Annotated in this window: 27 protein-coding genes; 8 read left to right on the top strand and 19 right to left on the bottom strand. The window is 63.8% G+C overall.

Features of this window, described 5'->3' with window-relative positions:
* Positions 1-478: 478 nt before the first annotated feature.
* A complete protein-coding gene (locus MQW79_RS07615; RefSeq protein WP_476587777.1) occupies positions 479-1,018 on the top strand; it encodes a putative immunity protein in 540 nt (179 codons plus the stop codon).
* Here the strand turns inward: MQW79_RS07615 and MQW79_RS07610 are convergent.
* The 14 genes from MQW79_RS07610 to MQW79_RS07545 form a co-directional block, all read right to left on the bottom strand.
* The gene (locus MQW79_RS07610) at positions 1,015-1,431 is read right to left on the bottom strand and encodes an SH3 domain-containing protein (protein WP_476587776.1); all 417 of its coding nucleotides are present in this window, start codon (positions 1,429-1,431) and stop codon (positions 1,015-1,017) included. The genes MQW79_RS07615 and MQW79_RS07610 overlap by 4 nt on opposite strands.
* 133 nt (positions 1,432-1,564) lie before the next feature.
* Positions 1,565-2,272: an aminoacyl-tRNA hydrolase gene (gene pth, locus MQW79_RS07605; protein ID WP_476587775.1), complete on the bottom strand. Its 708-nt coding sequence runs from the start codon at positions 2,270-2,272 to the stop codon at positions 1,565-1,567.
* 72 nt (positions 2,273-2,344) lie between these two features.
* Positions 2,345-2,968 (bottom strand): 50S ribosomal protein L25/general stress protein Ctc, encoded by a 624-nt coding sequence (locus MQW79_RS07600; RefSeq protein WP_476587774.1) that lies wholly within the window; start codon positions 2,966-2,968, stop codon positions 2,345-2,347.
* Between the two features lie 282 nt (positions 2,969-3,250).
* A complete protein-coding gene (locus tag MQW79_RS07595; protein ID WP_476587773.1) occupies positions 3,251-4,516 on the bottom strand; it encodes an RNA polymerase sigma factor in 1,266 nt (421 codons plus the stop codon).
* The gene (locus MQW79_RS07590; RefSeq protein ID WP_476587772.1) at positions 4,479-4,937 is read right to left on the bottom strand and encodes a YciI family protein; all 459 of its coding nucleotides are present in this window, start codon (positions 4,935-4,937) and stop codon (positions 4,479-4,481) included. The genes MQW79_RS07595 and MQW79_RS07590 overlap by 38 nt, the downstream gene beginning before the upstream one ends.
* Positions 4,938-5,310: 373 nt before the next feature.
* Complete coding sequence (locus MQW79_RS07585; protein WP_476587770.1) at positions 5,311-6,243, bottom strand: ribose-phosphate pyrophosphokinase; 933 nt, start codon at positions 6,241-6,243, stop codon at positions 5,311-5,313.
* Between the two features lie 110 nt (positions 6,244-6,353).
* On the bottom strand, positions 6,354-7,118 hold the full coding sequence (gene pgeF / locus MQW79_RS07580) for a peptidoglycan editing factor PgeF (protein ID WP_476587768.1): 765 nt from the start codon (positions 7,116-7,118) through the stop codon (positions 6,354-6,356).
* Positions 7,115-8,194: a class I SAM-dependent methyltransferase gene (locus MQW79_RS07575; RefSeq protein ID WP_476587767.1), complete on the bottom strand. Its 1,080-nt coding sequence runs from the start codon at positions 8,192-8,194 to the stop codon at positions 7,115-7,117. The genes pgeF and MQW79_RS07575 overlap by 4 nt, the downstream gene beginning before the upstream one ends.
* A gap of 7 nt (positions 8,195-8,201) precedes the next feature.
* Positions 8,202-9,026, bottom strand: coding sequence for a prolipoprotein diacylglyceryl transferase (gene lgt, locus MQW79_RS07570; protein ID WP_476587766.1), 825 nt, complete (start codon positions 9,024-9,026; stop codon positions 8,202-8,204).
* Between the two features lie 127 nt (positions 9,027-9,153).
* Positions 9,154-9,939, bottom strand: a complete 786-nt coding sequence (locus tag MQW79_RS07565) for a sulfite exporter TauE/SafE family protein (protein ID WP_476587764.1) — start codon at positions 9,937-9,939, stop codon at positions 9,154-9,156.
* Between the two features lie 11 nt (positions 9,940-9,950).
* Positions 9,951-10,274 carry a protein tyrosine phosphatase family protein gene (locus tag MQW79_RS07560; RefSeq protein WP_476587763.1) on the bottom strand — a complete coding sequence of 108 codons (324 nt, stop codon included), beginning with the start codon at positions 10,272-10,274 and terminating at the stop codon, positions 9,951-9,953.
* A 6-nt stretch (positions 10,275-10,280) separates the two neighbouring features.
* Positions 10,281-11,195: an MBL fold metallo-hydrolase gene (locus MQW79_RS07555; RefSeq protein WP_476587762.1), complete on the bottom strand. Its 915-nt coding sequence runs from the start codon at positions 11,193-11,195 to the stop codon at positions 10,281-10,283.
* 21 nt (positions 11,196-11,216) lie between these two features.
* Complete coding sequence (locus MQW79_RS07550; RefSeq protein ID WP_476587761.1) at positions 11,217-11,654, bottom strand: DUF6691 family protein; 438 nt, start codon at positions 11,652-11,654, stop codon at positions 11,217-11,219.
* Positions 11,654-12,082, bottom strand: a complete 429-nt coding sequence (locus tag MQW79_RS07545; RefSeq protein WP_476587759.1) for a YeeE/YedE family protein — start codon at positions 12,080-12,082, stop codon at positions 11,654-11,656. Before MQW79_RS07545 ends, MQW79_RS07550 begins: the two co-directional genes overlap by 1 nt.
* Before the next feature lie 89 nt (positions 12,083-12,171).
* On the opposite strand from MQW79_RS07545, the gene MQW79_RS07540 reads away from it, so the two are divergent.
* Together MQW79_RS07540 and MQW79_RS07535 are read left to right on the top strand one after the other, a co-directional pair.
* Positions 12,172-12,495: an ArsR/SmtB family transcription factor gene (locus MQW79_RS07540; RefSeq protein ID WP_476587757.1), complete on the top strand. Its 324-nt coding sequence runs from the start codon at positions 12,172-12,174 to the stop codon at positions 12,493-12,495.
* A 191-nt stretch (positions 12,496-12,686) separates the two neighbouring features.
* The gene (locus MQW79_RS07535) at positions 12,687-15,476 is read left to right on the top strand and encodes a bifunctional aconitate hydratase 2/2-methylisocitrate dehydratase (protein ID WP_476587756.1); all 2,790 of its coding nucleotides are present in this window, start codon (positions 12,687-12,689) and stop codon (positions 15,474-15,476) included.
* A 93-nt stretch (positions 15,477-15,569) separates the two neighbouring features.
* Here MQW79_RS07535 and MQW79_RS07530 read toward each other — a convergent pair whose 3' ends face one another.
* The gene (locus MQW79_RS07530) at positions 15,570-16,085 is read right to left on the bottom strand and encodes a hypothetical protein (protein WP_476587754.1); all 516 of its coding nucleotides are present in this window, start codon (positions 16,083-16,085) and stop codon (positions 15,570-15,572) included.
* A gap of 62 nt (positions 16,086-16,147) precedes the next feature.
* Positions 16,148-16,636 (bottom strand): hypothetical protein, encoded by a 489-nt coding sequence (locus MQW79_RS07525; protein ID WP_476587753.1) that lies wholly within the window; start codon positions 16,634-16,636, stop codon positions 16,148-16,150.
* Positions 16,637-16,856: 220 nt separating this feature from the next.
* Between MQW79_RS07525 and MQW79_RS07520 the strand changes: the two genes are divergently transcribed.
* From MQW79_RS07520 to proC, 4 genes are all read left to right on the top strand, one after another.
* A complete protein-coding gene (locus MQW79_RS07520) occupies positions 16,857-17,108 on the top strand; it encodes an accessory factor UbiK family protein (protein WP_476587752.1) in 252 nt (83 codons plus the stop codon).
* A gap of 24 nt (positions 17,109-17,132) precedes the next feature.
* Positions 17,133-17,858: a metallophosphoesterase family protein gene (locus MQW79_RS07515; RefSeq protein WP_476587751.1), complete on the top strand. Its 726-nt coding sequence runs from the start codon at positions 17,133-17,135 to the stop codon at positions 17,856-17,858.
* A gap of 345 nt (positions 17,859-18,203) precedes the next feature.
* Positions 18,204-18,704, top strand: coding sequence for a type III secretion system chaperone family protein (locus tag MQW79_RS07510; protein ID WP_476587750.1), 501 nt, complete (start codon positions 18,204-18,206; stop codon positions 18,702-18,704).
* An 80-nt stretch (positions 18,705-18,784) separates the two neighbouring features.
* Entirely contained in the window at positions 18,785-19,606 is an 822-nt protein-coding gene (proC, locus tag MQW79_RS07505; protein WP_476587748.1) for a pyrroline-5-carboxylate reductase, read from the top strand.
* Positions 19,607-19,621: 15 nt separating this feature from the next.
* Here the strand turns inward: proC and MQW79_RS07500 are convergent, their stop codons facing one another.
* The 3 genes from MQW79_RS07500 to MQW79_RS07490 are packed head-to-tail and all read right to left on the bottom strand — an operon-like array spanning position 19,622 to position 20,643.
* A complete protein-coding gene (locus tag MQW79_RS07500; protein ID WP_476587746.1) occupies positions 19,622-19,825 on the bottom strand; it encodes a hypothetical protein in 204 nt (67 codons plus the stop codon).
* Positions 19,826-19,852: 27 nt separating this feature from the next.
* Entirely contained in the window at positions 19,853-20,119 is a 267-nt protein-coding gene (locus MQW79_RS07495) for a hypothetical protein (RefSeq protein ID WP_476587745.1), read from the bottom strand.
* Between the two features lie 8 nt (positions 20,120-20,127).
* Positions 20,128-20,643, bottom strand: coding sequence for a MarR family winged helix-turn-helix transcriptional regulator (locus MQW79_RS07490; protein ID WP_476587743.1), 516 nt, complete (start codon positions 20,641-20,643; stop codon positions 20,128-20,130).
* Between the two features lie 137 nt (positions 20,644-20,780).
* Between MQW79_RS07490 and MQW79_RS07485 the strand changes: the two genes are divergently transcribed.
* Complete coding sequence (locus tag MQW79_RS07485) at positions 20,781-21,671, top strand: branched-chain amino acid aminotransferase (protein WP_476587742.1); 891 nt, start codon at positions 20,781-20,783, stop codon at positions 21,669-21,671.
* The last annotated feature ends 49 nt before the right edge of the window (positions 21,672-21,720 follow it).

The raw sequence follows: 21,720 nt of genomic DNA, 5'->3' as shown, positions 1-21,720 counted from the left end.
CTTCCGACAGGTCGGGCTCGAGATGAACAGCCGGTGCCTCCTCAGGGGGCGCCGGCTTTTGCCATTTTAGCGCCCCCTGATAGTCGACGAGGTCGCCCCAGTGCGGCTGCCAGAGGGCACGGTCGTTGATAAAGACGAAGGTGCCCACCAGGTTCTGTCGCAGGCGCTCGAGCGCGGCCCGGAGAGGACAAGGTCGGGCTGGGCCTCATCCGCCTCATCCTCTCCCTCGATCCGCGCCAGCGCCTGCCCCAGGCGTCGATACACATGCACCAGCACGGCTTTTTGCGGGGCGTCGGATGGCGTTTTCACGCAGTAGTATCTGTCGCGCATGGTGCTTCCCTCAAGGCAAGGCTGCACCAGCGTGGTTAAGCGACGACTAGGGGATGGGTGCGGGCAAGTGCGGAGTCCGGCCGTTGTCGGATTGTTGCCCGCAGGAGCTGATCCGCGTAATGGTGCGGCATACCCATGCGAGGGGCATATGGCACTTTCGGTACAGACATTGAGTGAAGCGGACCGGCGGATGGTGGCCGACTGGGCCGCTGATTGTGCCGAGCGGGTGCTTGCCCTGTTCGAGGCAGAATGTCCCGAAGATGACCGTCCGCGGGATGCCATCGCCCGCACGCGGGCCTTTGCGCGCGGGGAGCTGGATACGGCCGGAGAAATCCGCCGCCGGTTCGGTGGCGGCAGCGCCGGGCGTGACGAGGGCTCCCCGGCCGCAACGGCCGCTGCCAGGGCGGCGGGGCAGGCCTCGGCCGTGTGCCATATGGGCGCTCATGCGCTCGGTGCGGCAGCCTATGCGGCCAAGGCCGTTGCCGTGGCCCATCCTGACCGGCCCGATGCGGCGGCGGCCGAAATCGACTGGCAGCTTGGGCAGCTCAGCGCGGACGCGCGCGTCGCCCTGCGGTCGCTGCCGGCACTGGGCACGGATCGCTCAGGTCCGCTCGGGCCTGGTCTGCTGGCGAAGGGCCAGGTCGGCGCGATCATTCGGGAACTGCAGGAGCGACTGGGCTCGCGCTAACGTCTCAGCGCGGCCGGCGGCGTGGGCCGCTGTCGCGGGGCCTGGGTGGTGGTGAGCGGTTCGCTGACCCATCCCTCAAGCGTGGGGTTGATGTCGATGAGCAGCCAACCGTCCTGGCGGGCGAGGACTTTGAGCGGGGTGCCGCGCGGCAGGGTCATGATCAGGGGGCCGGACGTGCTCGGCAGATGGCGGACATTGAGCTCGGCAACATTGACGTAGCGCGGCTGGCTCAGTGGCGCCGGGGCAGCAGCGGGTTGGGGCGCGGGAGCGGATTGGGCCGGTCGCGATGTCGACGGGCCGGGAGCGGCGTTGCGATGGTCGACCATGCCGAACTGATAGATTGCAAAGGCCATGAGCCCGAGCAGACCCAGTCCGATCCAGTTCGAGTCCTGCTGCTTTTTCCTGGCTGCCATGATTCTACTCCATGGCAGCAATTTTAGACGTCTGGACCTTAACAGAATGCGTCTGCGCACCCCTGGACTGTCACCTCAGGGCCCATCCTGAGCTGACCCGGGTATGACGGGCGTTCGTGAGCGGGTGCTCTGCCTATTCCTTGCCGAACAGTTTGCTGAGCATGTCGGCCATTGGGCCGCTTTTGGGGACTTCGGCCTGCGGCTTTGCCGGACGGGCCTGGCGGATATGGCTCTGGCCGGCGACGGGTTTTTCGGCCTTGGCGGGGGCGGGTTCTTCACCCTTTACCGCGAGGGCCAGCTTGTTCATGAAGCCGTTGTCGTCGCCCTTGAGCAGCATGGGCGCCTGGCGGGCGATCTCGTCGAGCAGCGGATCGAGCCAGGCCTTGTCGGCCTTGGCGAAATCGCCCAGCACGTGGTGGGTGACGTTTTCCTTGCCGGGATGGCCGATGCCGAGGCGGACGCGCTTGTAGTCGAGGCCGATCTGCGGATCGATCGAGCGCAAACCGTTATGGCCGCCATTGCCGCCCCCGACCTTCACGCGGACCTTGCCGGGCGCCAGATCGAGCTCGTCGTAGAAGACGACGATGTCGCTGTTGTCGATCTTGTAGAAGCGGGCCACCTGCTGGACGCTGTCGCCGGATTTGTTCATGAAGGTCTGCGGCTTGAGCAGCAGCACCCGCTCTGGGCCGACAGTGCCCTCGGCCAGAAGGCCACCATGCTTGGTCTTCCAGGTGGAAATGCCATTGGCTGCGGCGATGGCGTCCACCGCCATGAAGCCGATATTGTGGCGATTGCCAGCATATTGGGCGCCGGGATTGCCCAGGCCAACCAGCAGTTTCATGCGCATACTCCGGAAATGAAAGAGGCGACCCGGAGGCCGCCTCAGTCATATAGCAGAATTGAGGCGGTCCGATTACTCGGCCGAGTCCTCTTCGCCTTCAGCAGCGTCGGTGCCGCCGCTCGACTTCAGAGCCGAGGGAGCAACGATCGTCGCGATCGTCACGTCAGCCTCGTGGCTGTGGTCGACCGAGCCCTTGGGCAGCTTGATGTTCGAGATGTGGACGGTATCGCCGATGTCGAGGCCGGTGAGGTCAACAGTCACGAATTCGGGGATGCTGTCGGCGGAGACGGTCAGATCGAGCGTGTGGTGCACGATATTGAGCGTGCCGCCACGCTTGAGGCCCGGGCTGGCTTCTTCGTTTTCGAAGTGAACCGGAACCTGGACGTTGATCTTGGCGCCCTTGGACACGCGCAGGAAGTCGATGTGGATCGGCTGATCCATGACGACGTCGAGCTGGTAGTCACGCGGGATGACCTTGTGGATCGTGCCGTCGACGTCGAGGTCGAGCACGTGCGACTTGAAGCCACCGGAATAGATGAACTTCAGCGCGTCCTTGTAGGCCACGGAGACGGTGACGGGGGGCTTCTTGTCACCATAGATAACTGCGGGAACGAGTCCCTGACGACGAGCTTCGCGAGCGGCCCCCTTGCCCACTCCGTCACGCGCCTGTGCCTTGAGCACTTTATTCTGAGCCATGGAAAGCATCCATTTGGTTGGTGTATGCGTCATCACAACAACATACGCGCCCGTCCTCCAGGGGTGACGAGCGCTTCATGCGCCGGGCTATAGAGGAAGACGGGGCGGGGAGCAAGGGATTCCCCGGGGCAGGTGGGTATTTGTAAGGCGCGAAGCGGACCCCCACCCTTGATCCCTCCCCACAAGGGGGAGGGAGACGATGAACACTGGCGACTGATGCCTGCGCCTCCCTCCCCTTGATGGGGAGGGAATGAGGGTGGGGTGACGGCGGAGTTTCCGGCTCTACCCATCCACCAACTGTGCCCTTTTTCCCTCCAGCCAGTTGCGGATGGCAGGATCGGCGGAGAGGCCCATGGCGAGGGTCAGCGCCTCATGCGCTGCGGCCTTGTCGCCGGCTTGCGCCAGCAAATGTCCGCGCAGGGCCCAATAGGGCTGGTAGTCCTGCATGCGCCGGTCCGCGGTGAGGGAGGCGATGCTGTCGAGAGCGGCCTGTGGTCCCTCGATTTCGGCCAGGGCAGCAGCGCGGTTCAGGCGAACGACCGGCGAGGCAGTCATGGCGAGAAGAATGTCGTAGAGACGGACGATGACCGGCCAATTGTCCTGCCCCGATAGCCGCCGCGCGATGTGGGCGGACTGGATGGCAGCCTCGATCTGGCAGCGGCCGGTTGGGCCGGAGGCGCTGGCAGCATGGAGCAGGTCCTCGGCGGCCGCGATGGCATCGCGATCCCAGAGGGCTGTGTCCTGCTGGTCGAGCGGGACATAGGCGCCTGTCCCGTCGCGCCTGGCGGAGCGACGGGCATGGGAATAGAGCATCAGCGCCAGCATGCCCTTGGCTTCGGGCGCGTCCGGGGCAAGCGCCGTAACCAGTCTGCCGAGCCAGATGGCTTCGGTTGCGAGCGTGCTGTCTTCGTCGTCGAAGTCGGTCCAGCCTTTGGCATAGGCGGCGTAGATGGCTTCGAGCACGGCATCGAGCCGCTGCGGCAGTTCGGCGGTTTCTGGGATCTCGAAGGCGATGCCCATTTCGGCAATGCGCCCCTTGGCCCGCACCAGACGTTGACCCATGGTTGCCGCCGGCACGAGGAAGGCAGCGCCGATATCGGCAGCGGTGAGACCCAGAATGGTCTGCAGGATCAGCGGCGCGCGCATGGCAGGCTCGATCTGTGGGTGGGCGCAGGCAAACATCAGCGCCAGGCGCCGGTCGGGGATCGCTTCAGGGGACATGGCCAGATCGTCCAGTTCTTCCCGGATCAAGGTGAGATGGGCTTCGCCCTGCCGCCGGGTGGTGGCGCGCCTGATTGCGTCGGTCTGGCGTCGCCGGGCAACGGTCAGCAGCCAGGCCTCCGGATTCAGGGGCACACCTTCACGCGGCCAGGATTCCAGCGCCGTGGCAAAGGCCTCGGCCAGGGCATCCTCGCCACCCGCGACGTCGCGCGTGCGCGCCGCGAGAAAGGCGAGGAGCCGGCCATAGCTCTCCCGCGCGACCCTTTCGGCCGCGCGGTCGGCTGGCCGCTCAGGCACCGGCGTTCCCGGGACCGGACGCGAAGCCATCGTCGGCACACCAGGCTGGCTCGTTGGCGGAGACGGTGTTGAAGATGGGTCGGATTTCGATGGGGCCCCATTGCGCGGCGGGACAGCGGGCGGCCCATTTGACCGCCTCGTCCATGTCGGCGCATTCGATGACAAAGAGCCCGCCGAACTGCTCGCGGGTCTCGGCATAGGGGCCTTCCTGGACGCTGAGATGTCCGCCTTCATTGGTGAAGCCGGCTTGCGTAAGCTTCACCTCACCGCCTTCCATGCGCAGGGTGCGGGCCTGTCCTGTCGGGCCGAGCGCGGCGGTGGAAATGAAGGCGCCGGCCTTGGTCAGTGCCTGCTGGTAGGCGTACATGCCGTCCATGGCCTTGGCCATTTGCTCGGGCGGGATAGCGGCGCCGGCCTGTTCTTCGGCGTAGAGCATCAAAAGATAGCGCATGGCTCTGGTCCTTTCTCTGTGGGCCGCATCATAGGGCGGCACAACACTGTCGGGGAGAGAGCGTGCGTTTCGACAGGGGATGATTTTTTGTTTTCGGGGAAGGGTCGCTGTTGCTCGCTACCCTGCATCATTGCCGGGCTCATCCCGGCAATCCATCTTGGCGTTGCAGCGAATGGACCACCGGGACAAGCCCGGTGGTGACGATGGAGTGGGGCGGCTAAAGCCCTTGCGAAAACAAGTGCAGAGCCCTCGGGTCAAGCCCGAGGGTAACGACTTCAGAGGAGGCGGCCGCTCGCCACTCGACCGCAGGTCTCGTGGCCTAGTCAGCTAGAATCGCTCCACTGGAGCGATTTTGCCGCGAAACGGCCGCAGCCTAGTCAAATAGACTCGAAACGCTCTGTTCGCTGGCGGTGCGGGCGACGGCTTCGCCGATCAGCGAGGCGATGGACATGCGGCGGATATTGGCGGCAGCCTTGGTGGCGTCGGTCTCGAGGATGGAGTCGGTGACAACCAGTTCTTTCAGCTTGGATGCCGCAATGCGTTCGGCAGCGGTGCCGGACAGGACCCCATGCGTGATATAGGCCGAGACTTCCTTGGCCCCGGCCTTGAGCAGGGCCTCGGCGGCGTTGACCAGCGTGCCGCCCGAGTCGACGATGTCGTCGATGAGAATGCAGGTCTGGCCCTGGACGTCGCCGATGATGTTCATGACCTCGGACACGCCGGCGCGGGGGCGGCGCTTGTCGACGATGGCGAGGTTGGCGCCGATGCGACCGGCGACATTGCGGGCGCGAACCACGCCGCCGACGTCGGGCGAAACGATCATGACGTTCTTGACGTCATAATTGTCCCTGATGTCGCGCACCATGACCGGGGCGGCGGTCAGGTTGTCGGTCGGAATATCGAAGAAACCCTGGATCTGGGCGGCGTGCAGATCGAGCGTCAGCACACGATTGGCGCCAGCCTCGGTGATGAGGTTGGAAACCAGCTTAGCCGAGATGGGGGTGCGGGGGGCCGATTTACGGTCCTGCCGGGCATAGCCGAAATAGGGCAGCACGGCGGTGATGCGGCGGGCCGAGGAACGGCGCAGCGCATCGGCGATGATCAGCAGCTCCATCAGGTTGTCATTGGCCGGAAAGCTGGTCGATTGCAGGATGAACACATCCTCGCCGCGCACATTCTCGTGCACTTCGACATAGACTTCATTGTCGGAAAAGCGCTTGACCGTGCAGTCGGTCAGGGGAAGTTCGAGATAGGAGGCAACGGCCTGCGCCAGAGGGCGGTTGGAATTGCCGGTCACCAGCTTCATGGGCGCGATCCTGTCTCAACCGGTCCCGGGGGCGGGACCTATCAGTTTCGCGGGCAGCTTTAGCGAGTCAAAATCAGACTCGCAACGCCACTTTCGGGGAAGGCCGTAAATTAAACGCGTGTCAGTCCGATGACGGCGATCTGCCGGCCGGTGCGGGTCTTGTGGTGCGTTGCATGGCGGTGGGAAAAGTAGCGGCCGGGATGGGCATAGGTGCAGGCGCCGACCTGCTCGACCTGTGCCAGGCCGGCTTCGCGCAGCTGGCTTTCGACAAATCCGGGCAGGTCGAAGTGCGGCTGGCCACCATCGGGCGTGTGGAAATGACGCTCGCCCATGGGATGCAGGGCGAGAAAATCGGCCTTGAACGTTTCGCCCACCTCGTAGCTGGCGCCGTGAATGGTGGGGCCATAGGCGGCGACGATGCGGCGCGGCTCGGCGCCCAGCCCTACCATGGCGGAAATGGTGTTGCCGACAATGCCATCGACAGCGCCGCGCCAGCCGGCATGGGCGGCGGCGATGACCCCGGCCTCGGGATCGGCAAACAGGATCGGCGTACAATCGGCAGTGAGGATGCCGAGAGCGAGACCGGGCGTGGCGCTGACCATGGCGTCGGCATCGACCGAGCCAGGGGAGATCGGACCGCTGATGGTCTCGACCCGGATCGAATGCGTCTGCTTGAGAATGGCAAGCGGGCCGATGTCGAGCGCGGCCTCAACCGTCCGGCGGTTGGCTTCGACCTGCTGTGGATCGTCACCGACCGAGGTCGAGACGTTGAGACCGGCGAAGTCGCCTGTGGACACGCCGCCCATGCGGCCAAAAAAGCCGTGGCGGATGCCCGGCAGGGCGCTGATGGCGGATGCTGTCTCGTAGTGGGTCATGACACGAAGCCCGGCGGCATCAGGCCGGGGCTGTGGGCGCAGAAGACCTTGAACAGGGTGCCCATCTGCTGGTCGGAGACGAGGCGGTCCTGCGCGGTCCTGATGTCGTTTGCCAGGGTCGGATTGGCGCGGGCGAGGGCGGCGGCGCGTTCGCCAATGCCGAGGCGGGAAAGAAACTGACCTTGCCCGGCGAGCGGCTGTGTGGCCAGGCCCGCCTGCCGGGCGACCACGCCAAGAGCCCCGAAATCGACATGGGCGGAAAGATCGGTCTCCCCGGGGGCTTCGAGCACATCGGCATAGGCGTGGCGACGGACACCCTGCAAGGTGTCGCCCGTCTGGGTCTGGGCATAGCCGTAGTCGATCGCAAGAATGCTGCCGCCCTGCTTTGCGACGGCCTTGGCCAATTGGCGCATCACTTCGGCGCCGCCAAAACACACTTCGAACATGGAATCGAGGTCGGCATTGGCCACGGCGTCGGGCATGGAGGCGGGCGGGATCGGCGTCGGTGACAGGCCGAAGACGCGCTTGCCCTCGGCAAGACCAATCTGGCGCTCGTGCCAGCCGTCTTCCTTGCGGATGAACTGGCGGATCGGCAGGGCGTCGAAGAATTCGTTGGCGACGACCAGGATCGGCCCCTCGTCGAAGCTCTCGAAATTCTGCAGCCATTTGGGCTCATAGACTTCGAGCCTCGCCTGCTGCTCTGCCATCAGCGGGGGGCTGGTTTCGAAGAGCCGCAGTTTCAGGGCGTCGCGGAAGCCGGGGGCGCGGCAGGCGACGCGCAGGATGTCGGCCATCAGCACACCCCGGCCGGGGCCGAGTTCGAGCAAAGTGAAGGTTTTGGGCTCGCTCATCTGCTGCCAGAGATTGACCAGCCAGAAGCCGATCAGCTCGCCGAACATCTGCGAAATCTCGGGAGCGGTGATGAAATCGCCGCTGCTGCCGATGGGCTCGCCTGAGCGGTAATAGCCCTTGGATGGATGGGTGAGGCACAGGCCCATATAGGTGGCGACCGACATCGGGCCGGAGGTGCGGATCTGCAGTTCGATCTGCTGTTCGAGGCTGAGGGTTTCGGTCATGGGCAAATCACGGGCGCAATGGGTTTTCGCGACGAGACGCGGCGTAGGTGACCAGAATGAGGCCGCCGAGAAGGATGGGGAAGCTCAGCAACTGCCCCTGGGTGAGCCAGTCGCCATAGAGATAGCCGATATGGGCATCGGGCAGGCGGACGAACTCAACAGCGATGCGCGAGAGCGAATAGCCGATGGCAAAGATCCCGGCCACGAGCCCCGGCTTGCGCAAGGCGTAGAAAACGTGGGTGGCGAGGCGAATGAGGAGGAAGACGAGAAGGCCTTCGAGCGCGGCTTCATAAAGCTGGCTTGGGTGGCGGGCGACCTGCAGCGGATCGGTGGGGAAGATGACGCCCCAGGGCGCGGTGGTGGGTGCGCCATAGAGCTCGGCATTGATGAAATTGGCGACGCGGCCAAGGAAGATGCCGATGGGGGCGACGGCGGCGATGAGATCGAGACTGGAGAGCCAGTTGCCCTGCTTTGAGCGCGTGAAGAGGATCGCGGCCAGCATCAGGCCGAGCATGCCGCCATGATAGGACATGCCGCCATCGAGCGTGTTGATGATCTGCCCAGGATTTTCGAGATAGTAAGGCAGGTTGTAGAAGAGCACGTAGCCCACGCGTCCGCCGATGACGATGGACAGCATGGCCCAGAAGGCGAAGTCCCAGATGTCCTTGGCGGGAAATGGCGGATTGCCCTTGTGCCAGAGACGGTTGTTGGCGAGCAGCAGATAGCCGTAGGCGGCGCCCAGCAGCACCCCACCGAGATAGGCCAGTGCATACCAGCGGATAGCGAACGGGCCGATGGCAAAGGCGATGGGGTCGATATTGGGGAAGGGCACGCTACGTCTCTCCTTGGCGTCGACCGGATGTGCCGAGAAGATGCGTCGGCAATGTGACTGCCATAACCCCCACCCGGCCTCCCCCTCAAGGGGGGAGGTGAAGAAAGGTCAGCGTGGCGCGCCCATCCTAGAGGAAGGACGAGGCCGTCTGGATGGCCATATAGACGGCCACGACAATGATGAGACTGGCAAAGGCAATGTTGAGAGCACCCTTGCGGCTCGCCAGCAGTCCTGCCGTGCGGACGCCGAGCAGACCGCCCAGAACGCCGCCGCCGATGAAGACGGCGGCCAGCGGCCAGTCGACGAGACCCGAAAAGGCGTAGCTCAGCGCCGTCGTGAGGCCAAAGGCGGTGACGGCGACCAGCGAGGAGCCGATGGCATTGAGCATGGGCATGCCGGTGGAGGCGACCAGACCCGGCACGATGAGGAAGCCCCCGCCAATGCCGAAAAAGCCCGAGAACGCGCCGGTAAGGCCGCCGAAGCCGAACACTTTGGGGGCCTTTTCGCGGTTGCAGGTGGCGCCCGGTGTGCCAACATTGCCGCGAGCCCGGAACATCAGCACGCCGACCACACCCATGAGAATGGCGAAGAGGAAAAGAAGCTTTTCTCCATCCATGGCCTTGCCCAGGATCGAGCCGGCAAAGGCGCCGGCAATACCTGCCAATGTGTACATCAGGGCGCAACGCCAGATGACATTGCCCCGGCGGGCATGGTTGACGAGGTTGGCCCCGGCATTGGCGGCCACGGCAAAGGCGCTGGTGCCAATGGCGACATGGGCCACCGGAACCCCCACGACATAGACCATGAGCGGGACGGCAAGGATGGAGCCGCCGCCGCCGAAAAGGCCCAGGGTGAAGCCCACGAGGCTCCCCGACAGGCCGCCCAGAAGATATTGCAGGGGTTCCAGAAACATGACCGATCCCGTCAGGCGGTGGCGGCGTAGAGGCTGCCGGCGCGGCCGCCAGAGCGGCAATAGCCCAGGATGGGTCCGTCCACCTCGCCGCGGGCCTGGGCAAAGCGGATGAGCTGGCCTTCGGTCAGCTGGCCCGAAACCGGAATGTGATAGGCCTTGAGGCCGAACTGTTCGGCAGCGGCGGCAATCTCGGCAAAGGTGGGCTGGCCGGCATCTTCATCGTCCGGGCGGGCGCAGACGATGGCCTTGAAGCCGGCATCGGCGATGAGCGCGATCTCGTCGGGCGAAATCTGCGGCGACTGGGAAAAGGTGTCGTTGATCTTCTGAATGCGCACGAGTGCTTACTCCTTGGTGCGGGAAAGCCCGTTGACGGGCACTTTGAGGAAGGTCTGGCCGCTGTCGTCGGCGGGCGGCATCTGGCCGGCGCGCATGTTGACCTGCAGCGAGGGGATGATGAGCTTGGGCATGGACAGGGTCGCGTCGCGGGCTTCGCGCATGGCGACGAAATCATCTTCCGAGGTGCCGTGGCCAACATGGATATTGTGGTCGCGCTCATCGGCGATGGTGGTTTCCCACTGGATGTCGCGGCCGTTCGGGCCGTAGTCGTGGCACATGAACAGGCGCATCTCGCCCGGCAGGGTCAGCAGGCGCTGGATCGAGCGATAGAGCGTGCGCGCGTCGCCCCCGGGAAAGTCAGCCCGGGCGGAACCGCCATCGGGCATGAAGAGGGTATCGCCGACAAAGGCTGCATTGCCGATGACATGGACCATGTCGGCCGGGGTGTGACCTGGGGTGAACAGAACATGGGCGGTCATGCTGCCGATCTGGTAGGTGTCGCCATCCTTGAACAGCCGGTCGAACTGCGATCCATCGCGCTGGAATTCGGTGCCTTCGTTGAAGATCTTGCCGAACGTGTCCTGCACGACGCAGATCTGGTCACCAATGCCCAACTGGCCGCCGAGCACGGACTGGATATAGGGCGCGGCCGACAGGTGGTCGGCATGGACATGGGTCTCGATCAGCCATTCGAGCGTCCAGCCATTGTCGCGGATATGGGCGATGATCCGGTCGGCGCCCTCATAGGTGATGCTGCCCGAGGCGTAGTCGAAATCCATCACCGAATCGATGACGGCGCAGGCGGTGGAAGCGGGGTCCTTGACGATGTAGCTGATGGTGTTGGTCGGCTCGTCGAAGAAGGCGACGACTTCGGGCCTGACACTAAGATCAGGCGTGAAGGGCAAGAGGGAGAGGGTCATTTCTGTTTCCTTTCCGAGGGTTCAGGCCATGGCCCGGCGGCGCGTTGAAACGGCCCGCAGAGCATGGGCCAGGGCCATGCCGCCAATCATGGCGGCGACGAACATGAGGGGCGCGGGGTGGCCGGTGCCCAGCGCTGGTATGGCGCCACCCGGACAGAAGCCGGAGAGGCCCCAGCCGATGCCGAACAGTGCCGAGCCGCCGATCAAGGGCAGGTCGATGTCGCGCTTTTGCGGCAGGTGGAACGAGCGATCAAACAGGGGCGCGGGTCGACGCAGCACCAGCCGGTAGCCGACAAAGGTGACTGTCAGGGCTGTGCCCATGACAACGAGCAGGCTGGGGTCCCAGGTTCCGAACAGATCGAAGAAGTTGAGGACCTTGGCGGGATTGCCCATGCCTGAAATGGCAATGCCGAGGCCGAAGACGAGGCCGATGGCGAGGGCCGACAGAAGACTGCGCATCAGATGCCCCCCAGCGCGTGACGCAATACAAAGACAGTAGCAAAGGTGCTGGCCATGAAGCTGAGCGTGGCAGTAATGGAGCGGGCGGAGAGGCGGGCAATGCCGCAAACGCCATGGCCCGAGGTACAGCCGCCGCCAAAGGTGACGCCGATGCCCACCAGGAGGCCGCCAGCGACGATGGCCCAGAGTGGCAGGTCGGCTTGCACAGCCAGCGGATTGCCGGATAGCACGTACAGGAGCGCCGGGGCGGCAATGGTACCGGCGAGAAAAGCAAGGCGCCAATCGAAGCCGCCGCGCGAGAACAGCGCGCCGGAGAGAATGCCGGTCATGCCGGCAATGCGGCCATGGAGGGCCATGAGGGCCGTGGCGGCGAGGCCGATAAGCGCCCCGCCAAGGGCCGCTTCAAAGGGTGTAAATGTGGTAATCATGGTCCATTCGTCAGTGGGAGCAGCCCCGTGGTCCGGCCGCCATTCGAAAACAGTTGTTTCGTATATTCGAATATTCTAATATGTCAAGCATGAACCAGACGCCGCCCATCACGATGCATATTGCCGATCTCGAGCCGCGGGCGGAGGAGGCCGCGCAGCTGCTGGCCGCCATGGCCAATCCCAAGCGCCTGCTGATCCTGTGCAACCTCCTCGAGCAGGAGCGCAGTGTGAGCGAGTTGGCGCGGATCGTGGGACTGGAACAATCGCCGCTGTCCCAGCACCTCTCCAAGCTCCGGGCCATGGGTCTGGTCAAGACGCGGCGAGAGGGGCAGGCGATCATGTATCGCCTCGCCTCGGAGGCCGTTACGCAGGTCCTGACCACGCTCTACGCGATTTACTGCGCTCCCAGCTGAAGCTCGGCGGCAACTGAAGCCATTGCCCATTCCCGACCGGGCCTTGCTCAAACAAAAGTACTTTGTTTGCGCAAATGCGATAGGTTGCCCGCTGGCCCTGGTTGGCGTAGTCGGACCTGGACCTTCAGGCCGATCGGCAAACCCCGAATTTCTGGCGCCTGGCGCCGCACACTTTTGATGTTGAGATAGCGATGACCCTGTACTCCGATTACCTGGCTGAAATCGAAAGCAGAAAAGAACAGGGTCTGGCACCCAAGCCGATCGACGGTGGCGGGCTGACCGGCGAAATCATCGCCATCATCCGCGATGCAGGCAATCCGCAGCGCGCGGATGCGCTCAAGTTCTTCATCTACAACACGCTGCCTGGCACCACGCCGGCCGCCAGCGTCAAGGCGGCCTTCCTCAAGGAAATCATCCTGGGCGAAGTGGCGGTCGCCGAAATCACCCCGAGCTTTGCGCTGGAACTGCTCTCGCATATGAAGGGCGGCCCCTCGATCCAGGTCCTGCTCGACGTTGCGCTGGGCACCGGCGTCCATGCCGCCGCTGCCGGCGATGTCCTCAAGACGCAGGTCTTCCTCTACGACGCCGACATGTTCCGCCTGCGCGATGCCTACAAGGCCGGCAATGGTGTCGCCAAGGACGTGCTCGAAAGCTATGCCAAGGCCGAATTCTTCACCAAGCTCCCGGATGTCGAGGACGAGATCAAGGTCGTGACCTATGTCGCGGCCGAAGGCGATATTTCGACCGACCTTCTCTCGCCGGGCAACCAGGCCCATTCCCGCGCTGACCGCGAACTGCATGGCAAGTGCATGATCTCGCCCGAGGGCCAGGCGCAGATCGTGGCGCTTCAGAAGCAGCACCCGGACAAGCGCGTGATGATGATCGCCGAGAAGGGCACGATGGGCGTGGGCTCCTCGCGCATGTCGGGCGTCAACAATGTGGCGCTTTGGACCGGCAAGCAGGCCAGCCCTTATGTGCCCTTCGTCAATATTGCGCCCATTGTGGCCGGTACCAACGGCATTTCGCCGATCTTTGCCACCACGGTCGACGTGACCGGCGGCATCGGCCTCAATCTCAAGAACTGGGTGAAAAAGCTGGGCGAGGACGGCAAGCCGATCCTCAACAATGAAGGCAACCCTGTTCTTGAGCAGAAATACTCGGTCGAGACCGGCACCGTGCTCAAGATCGACACCAAGGCCAAGAAGCTGCGCGACGAGGCCGGCAACGAACTGGTGGACATTGCCTCCGCCTTCACCCCGCAGAAGACCGAATTCATGAAGGCCGGCTCGTCCTATGCCGTGGTCTTCGGCAAGAAGCTGCAGACCTTTGCCGCCCAGACACTGGGCATCGAGGCGCCGCAGGTGTTCGCCCCGAACAAGGAAATCACCGTTGAGGGCGTTGGCCTCACCGCCGTCGAGAAGATTTTCAACCGCAATGCGGTTGGCGTGACCCCGGGCAAGGTTCTGCATGCCGGCTCGGACGTGCGCGTGATCGTCAATATCGTCGGCTCGCAGGATACGACCGGTCTCATGACCGCGCAGGAGCTGGAGGCCATGGCGGCCACCGTCATCTCGCCGCTGGTCGATGGCGCCTATCAGTCGGGCTGTCACACGGCGTCGGTTTGGGACAAGAAGGCCCAGGCCAATATTCCAAAACTCATGGCTTTCATGAACAATTTCGGCGTCATCACCGCGCGTGACCCGGTGGGCCACTATCACGCCATGACCGACGTGATCCATAAGGTGCTCAACGACATCACGGTTGACGATTGGGACATCATCATCGGTGGTGACAGCCATACCCGCATGTCCAAGGGCGTGGCCTTCGGCGCCGACTCGGGCACCGTGGCGCTGGCGCTCGCCACCGGCGAAGCCACCATGCCGATCCCGCAATCGGTCAAGGTGACCTTCAAGGGGCAGATGAAGCCGTGGATGGACTTCCGTGACGTTGTGCATGCCACCCAGGCACAGATGCTGCAGCAGCATGGCGACAACGTCTTCCAGGGCCGCATCATCGAGGTGCATCTCGGTACGCTGCTGGCCGATCAGGCCTTCACCTTCACCGACTGGACGGCCGAGATGAAGGCCAAGGCGTCGATCTGTATTTCCCAGGATGAGACGCTGATCGAGAGCCTCGAAATCGCCAAGTCGCGCATGCAGATCATGATCGACAAGGGCATGGACAATGCCGCGGGCACTCTCAAGGGCCTCATCGCCAAGGCAGATCGCCGCATCGCCGAAATCCGCTCGGGCGAAAAGCCGGCGCTCAAGCCAGATGCCAATGCCAAGTATTTCGCGGAAGTTGTCGTGGATCTCGACGTGATCGACGAGCCGATGATCGCCGACCCCGATGTCAACAATTCCGACGTCTCGCGCCGCTACACCCACGACACCATCCGCCCGGTTTCCTACTATGGCGGCACCAAGAAGGTGGATCTGGGCTTTGTGGGCTCGTGCATGGTGCACAAGGGCGACATCAAGATCGTCGCCCAGATGCTCAAGAACCTGGAAAAGGATGCGGGCAAGGTCGAATTCAAGGCGCCGCTGGTTGTCGCCGCGCCGACCTACAACATCATCGACGAGCTCAAGGCCGAAGGCGACTGGGAGATTCTCCAGAAGTATTCCGGCTTCGAGTTCGATGACGTGTCGCCCAAGACGGCCAACCGCACCGAATATGAGAACATCCTCTATCTCGAACGTCCGGGATGTAACCTGTGCATGGGCAACCAGGAAAAGGCCGAGAAGGGCGACACCGTTCTCGCCACCTCGACCCGCCTGTTCCAGGGCCGCGTGGTGGAAGACTCGGCCGACAAGAAGGGCGAGTCGCTGCTGGCTTCGACCCCGGTCGTGGTGCTTTCGGCCATCCTTGGCCGCACGCCGAGCGCCGAGGAATACCGCAGCGCCGTTGATGGCATCGACCTGACCAAGTTTGCACCGCCGACCTCGACCAACCCGATCGACAGCAAGTCGGTGCACTACTAAGGCATCCGGCGCTCCCCAGCGCCCGCCAAAGCAACGGCCCGGCACTTCACTCCGAAGCGCCGGGCCGCTTTGTCTTCAGGGTTGCCTGCGCGTCTAGACGAAGGCCAGCCAATCGCTGCATTGCTCGGTCCATTTGCCCGAGCCGAGGCGCTGCTGCACCGCCTCGGCCTGGCCGCCATAAATCTGCTCGACCGTGCGGTCGATGAAGTACCAGAGCTTCTGGTTCACGTTGAAGGTCTGGCCATTCATGCTCATGGCGTCCTGCATGCCGGCGCCATTGGCATGCATGTCGACGACCAGGGCGATCAGGTCCTCGTGCATGACGCAGAGGTCGCTGAGAGTTGAACTGCGAGACCCTTCGGCGCCCCAGTCATAGGCGGCGAGCTTTTCTGTTGGGAGGTAGCCGGCCAGCTGGGCTCGGGTGCAGGGACTGAACGTCGTGGGTTCAGGCTCAGCCAGGTTTATGTGGGGTGGATAGATATGCGCTACCCGGTGCAACTCACCCGCAGACGTCATCTCGAAGACCGTGGTTATGCCGTTGGATCCCATGGCCACGCGCTTGCCGGAGATGAAGATGGCGTCGTAGTCCCCTGACCTTGGGGGGATCATCCTGCCAGTAAACGATATCGCCGGTCGCCGTGTATTCAGTGGCAGCGAAGTTGCAGACGAACTCACTGCCAAAAACCGCGAAAGGCCATTGGAATTTCACCGACTTGCCGCCATGGGCCACTGTCCCGGTAGGGTTCGAGCACGGTGAAGTCTGAAGGCCGGGCAGTTGCGGCTTCCCCGGCGTCATTCCCAGCCGGCGCGCCGACGGGGGTATCGACTGACCCCGCGGCCGCAGCGGGCTGGAAGGCGCCGATATCGAAGCTGGCCAGCTGGGCCAGGACCGGATCGCAATTATAGTCCTTGAAGGAGGCGAGGAAGCGCACGCGGTCATCGATGGCCTCCTGCCATATGGTGCGGATGCGCTCATTGCCGATCTCGCGGTCGGCCCATTGCTGCACCACCTGCCGCTCGGTTTCGGCCGAGCCGTTGCAGAAGGTGGCGCCGGCCAGAATTTCCACCGTGCCGGCGAGCTTGTCGAACTGGGGGTTGGCGGCAGCGACGGGTGCCGTTGGGCACAACAGGCAAAAGGCAAGCAGAGGGGCAAGGCGCATAAAGTCATCCGACACTGATCCAGCCCACAAGACTGTCCAGCAGGGCGTGGGTCAATTGTGTTCACTGGCAATGACTTACCGAAGGTGAACGACACGCCTTTGTGTTGCAGCGGCCGGTTGGGTGTCGATGGCGCGGGGCGCCATTCGCCGCACTGGCCAAGTGGCGGCCCGTGTCCTACATATCGGGGCAGACAAGACACACAAGCGACGGAAGCGCGCCATGAACCAGAACAATCGGATTTTCGACGGGTTGGGCCGGGTGATGAACGAGGCGGCGGGCGTAGCCGACGGCGTACGCCGCGAGGTCGAGACCGTGGTCAAGGGCCAGGCGCAACGGATCGTCAATGACATGGACCTGGTCAAGCGCGAGGATTTCGACGCGCTGCGCGAACTGGTGCAGGTGCAGGGCGAAGAAATCGAGGTCCTGCGCAAGGAACTGGCGGAACTGCGCGCCGGCAAGGCCAAGGCCTAGTTCCCGCGCAGAGGTTCTGACAGCGTGCGCATCGCGGTTCTTTCGGACATTCACGGCAATGTGCCGGCGCTTGACGCCGTGCTGGCCGATATGGCGCGGCAGAGTTTCGATGCGGTCGTTTGCCTGGGCGACCACGTGAGTGGACCGATCGACCCCGGTGGCGCTGCGGCTCGGATCATGGCGCTCGGCGCGGTCTCCATCCGCGGCAACCATGATCGCTGGGTGTCGGACCCATCGCGGCGCGCCAATCCGTGGTCAGTGGACGTGCTGGCGCGCAATGTGCTGAGCAGCGAACAGCTGGCCTGGCTGACAAGCCTGCCGGCGACCGCGACACTTGGCCAGGACCTGTTCCTCTGCCACGGAACGCCGGCCGACGATGAAGCCGCCTGGCTCGACAATTTCTACGATGGCCGCGCGACGGTTCTGCCTTCTGAAGAGGATGTGGCGCGCCAGGCGGTGGGGATCGGGCAGGAAGTGATCCTATGCGGTCACACCCATATTGCGCGAGCCCTGCGGCTCAGCGACGGACGGTTGATCGTCAATCCCGGCTCGGTGGGCATGCAGTTGCTTCGCGGCTCCCCCGATGCGCATTATGCCGTCATCGAAAGACGGCCCACGGGCTGGCAAACGGCGCTGATCGGCGTGCCCTATGATACCGAGGCGGCCGCGCGCATGGCGGAGGCCAATGGCTATCCCGGCTGGGGGGAGGCGATACGGTTCGGATGGGCCGGCCCCGAGACGCTCGGGTAAGTGCGAGTTCTAGGCTCCGATCCCGCCGGCTTTGCGGACTTGTGGAAAAGTGGCGGCCGCGCGGCTGTGGAAAGCCCCATGAATGGCCCGGAAAAGCGCCATTTCGGCACAGAGGCAGGCATCGGCGTTAATGGTCCGTTAACCATAATCTCGTGATCATCATCCACAAGAGATTGGCCTTCCCCTCTCCCGCCGCGTCCCCGGAATCAGAGACGCGGTGTAGGGTTCAGTTCGGAGGACGATTCTTGAGCCGTGCGAGCGGCGTGTTTGTTCTTCCGTGCGTACCCCGAGAGTGGTGGCCGAATGGCCGCGTGGACAAAAACGCCTTTAGGACGGACTTTTTGCATGTCCCTGATTGAATTCGAGCCCGATCGCGTCTCCCACCCGGTGGACCTCGTCGAGCATATCGCATCGATCAATGACTGGACCTTCGAGCGGCAGGATGCCGACGAAATTTCCATTTCCGTACGCGGCGGTTGGAGCGACTACCATGTGTCGTTCAACTGGATGGAGGACCTCGAAAGCCTCCATATCGCTTGCGCCTTCGACCTCAAGGTGCCTGACGGGCGCCGCGCCGAAATCAAGCAACTGATCAGCCTCATCAACGAGCAGCTCTGGATCGGTCACTTCGATATCTGGAACAAGGAAGGCGTGGTGCTGTTCCGCAACTCGCACCTGCTGACCGGCGGCGCAGATGTGTCGCCCCCGCAATGCGAGGCGCTGCTGCGCTCGGCCACCGATAGCTGCGATCTCTACTACCAGGCCTTCCAGTTCGTGGTCTGGGCCGGCAAATCGGCCGCCGATGCGCTCAGCCATGTGATGTTCGAGACGGTCGGCGAAGCCTAGACACGCTCGCTCATTGCATTCGGACCCTCTCCTGGGGCATGTCTGGGGCCAAGCTCAGACATGCCCAAGGAGGCCCGCCGATGACAAACCTTCACACGATCGGTCCCGTCATGCTGGTTGGTGCCGGCAAAATGGGGATTGCGCTGGCGCGCGGCTGGCTCGATGCCGGCCTGCCCGCGAACAATCTGGTGCTGGTGGATCCCTCGCCGGGCGAGGCCGCGCGCGAACTGGCCGCCGATTTCGACCTCGTCATTCATCCCGAAGCGCTGGGTCTGATGCCAAATGTGCTGGTTCTGGCGGTCAAGCCGCAGATCATCGGCGCGGTCATGGACGGGCTCAAGCCCGTGATCGGACCGCATACGCTGATCCTCTCGATCGCCGCGGGCATTTCCATCGAAAAGCTTTCTGCGGGCCTTGGCACCGGCCGTATCGTGCGCAGCATGCCCAATACTCCGGCGCAGATCGGCCAGGGGATCAGCGGCGCCGTCGCCGGCCCCGATGTCGAGGCGGGGGATAGAGCCGCGGCAGAGGCGCTGCTGTCCGCTGCGGGGCAGGTGGTCTGGTTCGATGCTGAAGCAGACCTCGATGCCGTGACCGCGGTTTCCGGCTCGGGCCCGGCCTATGTGTTCAACCTCGTGGAGGCACTGGCCGCAGCCGGTGTCGCGCAGGGGCTGAGCGAACATGTGGCCATGCAACTGGCGCGGCAAACCGTGATCGGTTCGGCGGCACTGATGGCAGCGGACCCGGCTCCGGCGAGCGTGCTGCGGCAGAACGTGACCTCGCCCAATGGCACTACGGCGGCGGCGCTCGCTGTGCTATTGGCCGACGACGGGTTGACACCGTTGATGGAGCGGGCGGTGGATGCGGCCCGCAAGCGGAGCGAGGAACTGGGAGGCGGCTAGCGCGCCGTTGGCCCGCTAGCGCGTGTTCCGGCGCCGGTCGACATGTCCGACCAGCATGTTCCGGATCGAGCGGACCCAGTCGCGCAGGTCCTGGTCGGCGTCGCGCAGGTTTGCCTCGGCGCTATCGAGGGCGAGATGGGCTGAAAGCAGGTCGGCGTGCTGGCCGGTGGCGACGTGGCGCTGAAAACAGGCCAGCGCCAGGTTGGCGTTTGTAATCACCGGGTTGCCATATTCGGGCGCACGCCATTACAGGTCCTGCGCCCGCAATAGCATATCGATGGCGCGGTCGAGCTTATCGCGCAATACCCCGCCGTCACTGACCTCAAGGGCCTCGCGCAGCAGCAGGGCGCCATAATTGGCGAGGACTTCGATGCTGGCGCTCGGGAGTTCGGCCAAGGCCGGCTCGTACAGCACAGTTAGATACAGCGCCGCAGCTTCGTCGAGCTGACTGGCATAGATGTGGGATTGTGCGGCGATCAGCAGGGCGAGGACACCTTCCGGGCTGCCGATCATGCCAGCCGTCAGAGCTTGGCCGTCAGGTTCAACCTGTCCAGCACCGACCGGTCGGCGGGGTCGACCATCCCCACCAGAAACTGGCGCACGATGCGAGCCGCTTCGGGCGGCATGGCAGCGATGGACGAGTCGATGCGACTGGCCTGGGTGGCCGAGAGCTGGGCGAAGAAGTCCCGGCCCTTGTCGGTCGCGTAGAGCAGACGCTGCCGCCGGTCGGCATGGCCGGTGCGCTGCTCAACATAGCCATTGTCGATGAGCTGGCGCAGGACCCGGGCGAGGGACTGCTTGGTGATCTTGAGGACGTCGAGCAGGTCGGCGACCGGCATGCCGGGCCTGAGATTGACGAAGTAGAGCACGCGGTGATGAGCGCGCCCAAAACCCTGCCGCTCAAGCAGGGCATCGGCATCGCCCGTGAAGTCGCGGTAAGCGAAAAAGAACAGGCCCATGATGTCGAGGGGTAGATGGGCGTGCACGGCTAGAGAATTTATGTCAGCGTTGTTGACATTTTTTCGGTCCGCTGGCATGGTCCCTCCATCGGCGTCATCTATTGGTCTTATCACAAAGCCGTTCCGGTTTGCCAAGGGTATGGCCGCTGATGCATGATCGAGCAAACGGCCGCTTCTACAGGAACGGCGCAAAGACCGAATTTCGGAGAGGAAAAATGGCAGGCCTGCCTATGGACCAGCGCGAAGGCTGGATCTGGTTTGATGGTGAACTCAAACCCTGGAAGGACGCGAAGGTGCATGTGCTCACCCACGGCCTGCACTATGCCAGTTCCGTATTCGAGGGCGAGCGCGCCTATGGCGGCGAGATTTTCAAATCCCGCGAACACACCGAACGCCTGATCCGTTCGGCCGCGACTCTCGACATGCCGTTCCCCTACACGGTCGATGAAATCGAGGCCGCCAAGCAGCTGGTTCTGGAAAAGAACGGCCTGGTCGACGCCTATGTGCGCCCCGTTGCCTGGCGCGGCTCGGAAGAGCTCAGCGTGCCGGCCCGCAAGAACAAGGTGCATGTGGCCATCGCCGCCTGGGTGTGGCCGAGCTATTTCTCGGTCGAGGAAAAGCTCAAGGGCATCCGTCTCGAGTGGAGCAAGTGGAAGCGTCCGAGCCCGGAAACCATTCCGTCTTCGGCCAAGGCCGCCGGGCTCTACATGATCTGCACCCTTTCCAAGGATGCGGCCATGGCCAATGGCTATGCCGATGCGCTGATGCTGGACTATCGCGGCTATGTGGCCGAGGCGACCGGCGCCAACGTGTTCTTCGTCAAGGGCAAGACCATCACCACGCCGACCCCGGACTGTTTCCTTAACGGCATCACGCGTCAGACCCTCATCGCGCTGGCCAAGGAAAATGGCTACACGGTCACCGAGCGGCATATCATGCCCGAAGAGCTCGGCCAGTTCGACGAGTGCTTCCTGACGGGTACGGCTGCGGAAGTGACTCCGGTGTCGCTGATCGGCGACAACACGTTCACCCCCGGCGAAGCCTGCCGCACGCTGATCGACGCCTATGCCCGCGCGGTGACGCCGAAGAAGGCCGCTGCCGAATAAGGGATTGTTCCCGTTGAAGATTTGAAGGCCGGGCCGCGGGGTCCGGCCT

It is taken from the genome of Devosia sp. Micro-HW1, assembly GCF_056341075.1.
This window is presented reverse-complemented; position numbering and strand designations above follow the sequence as displayed.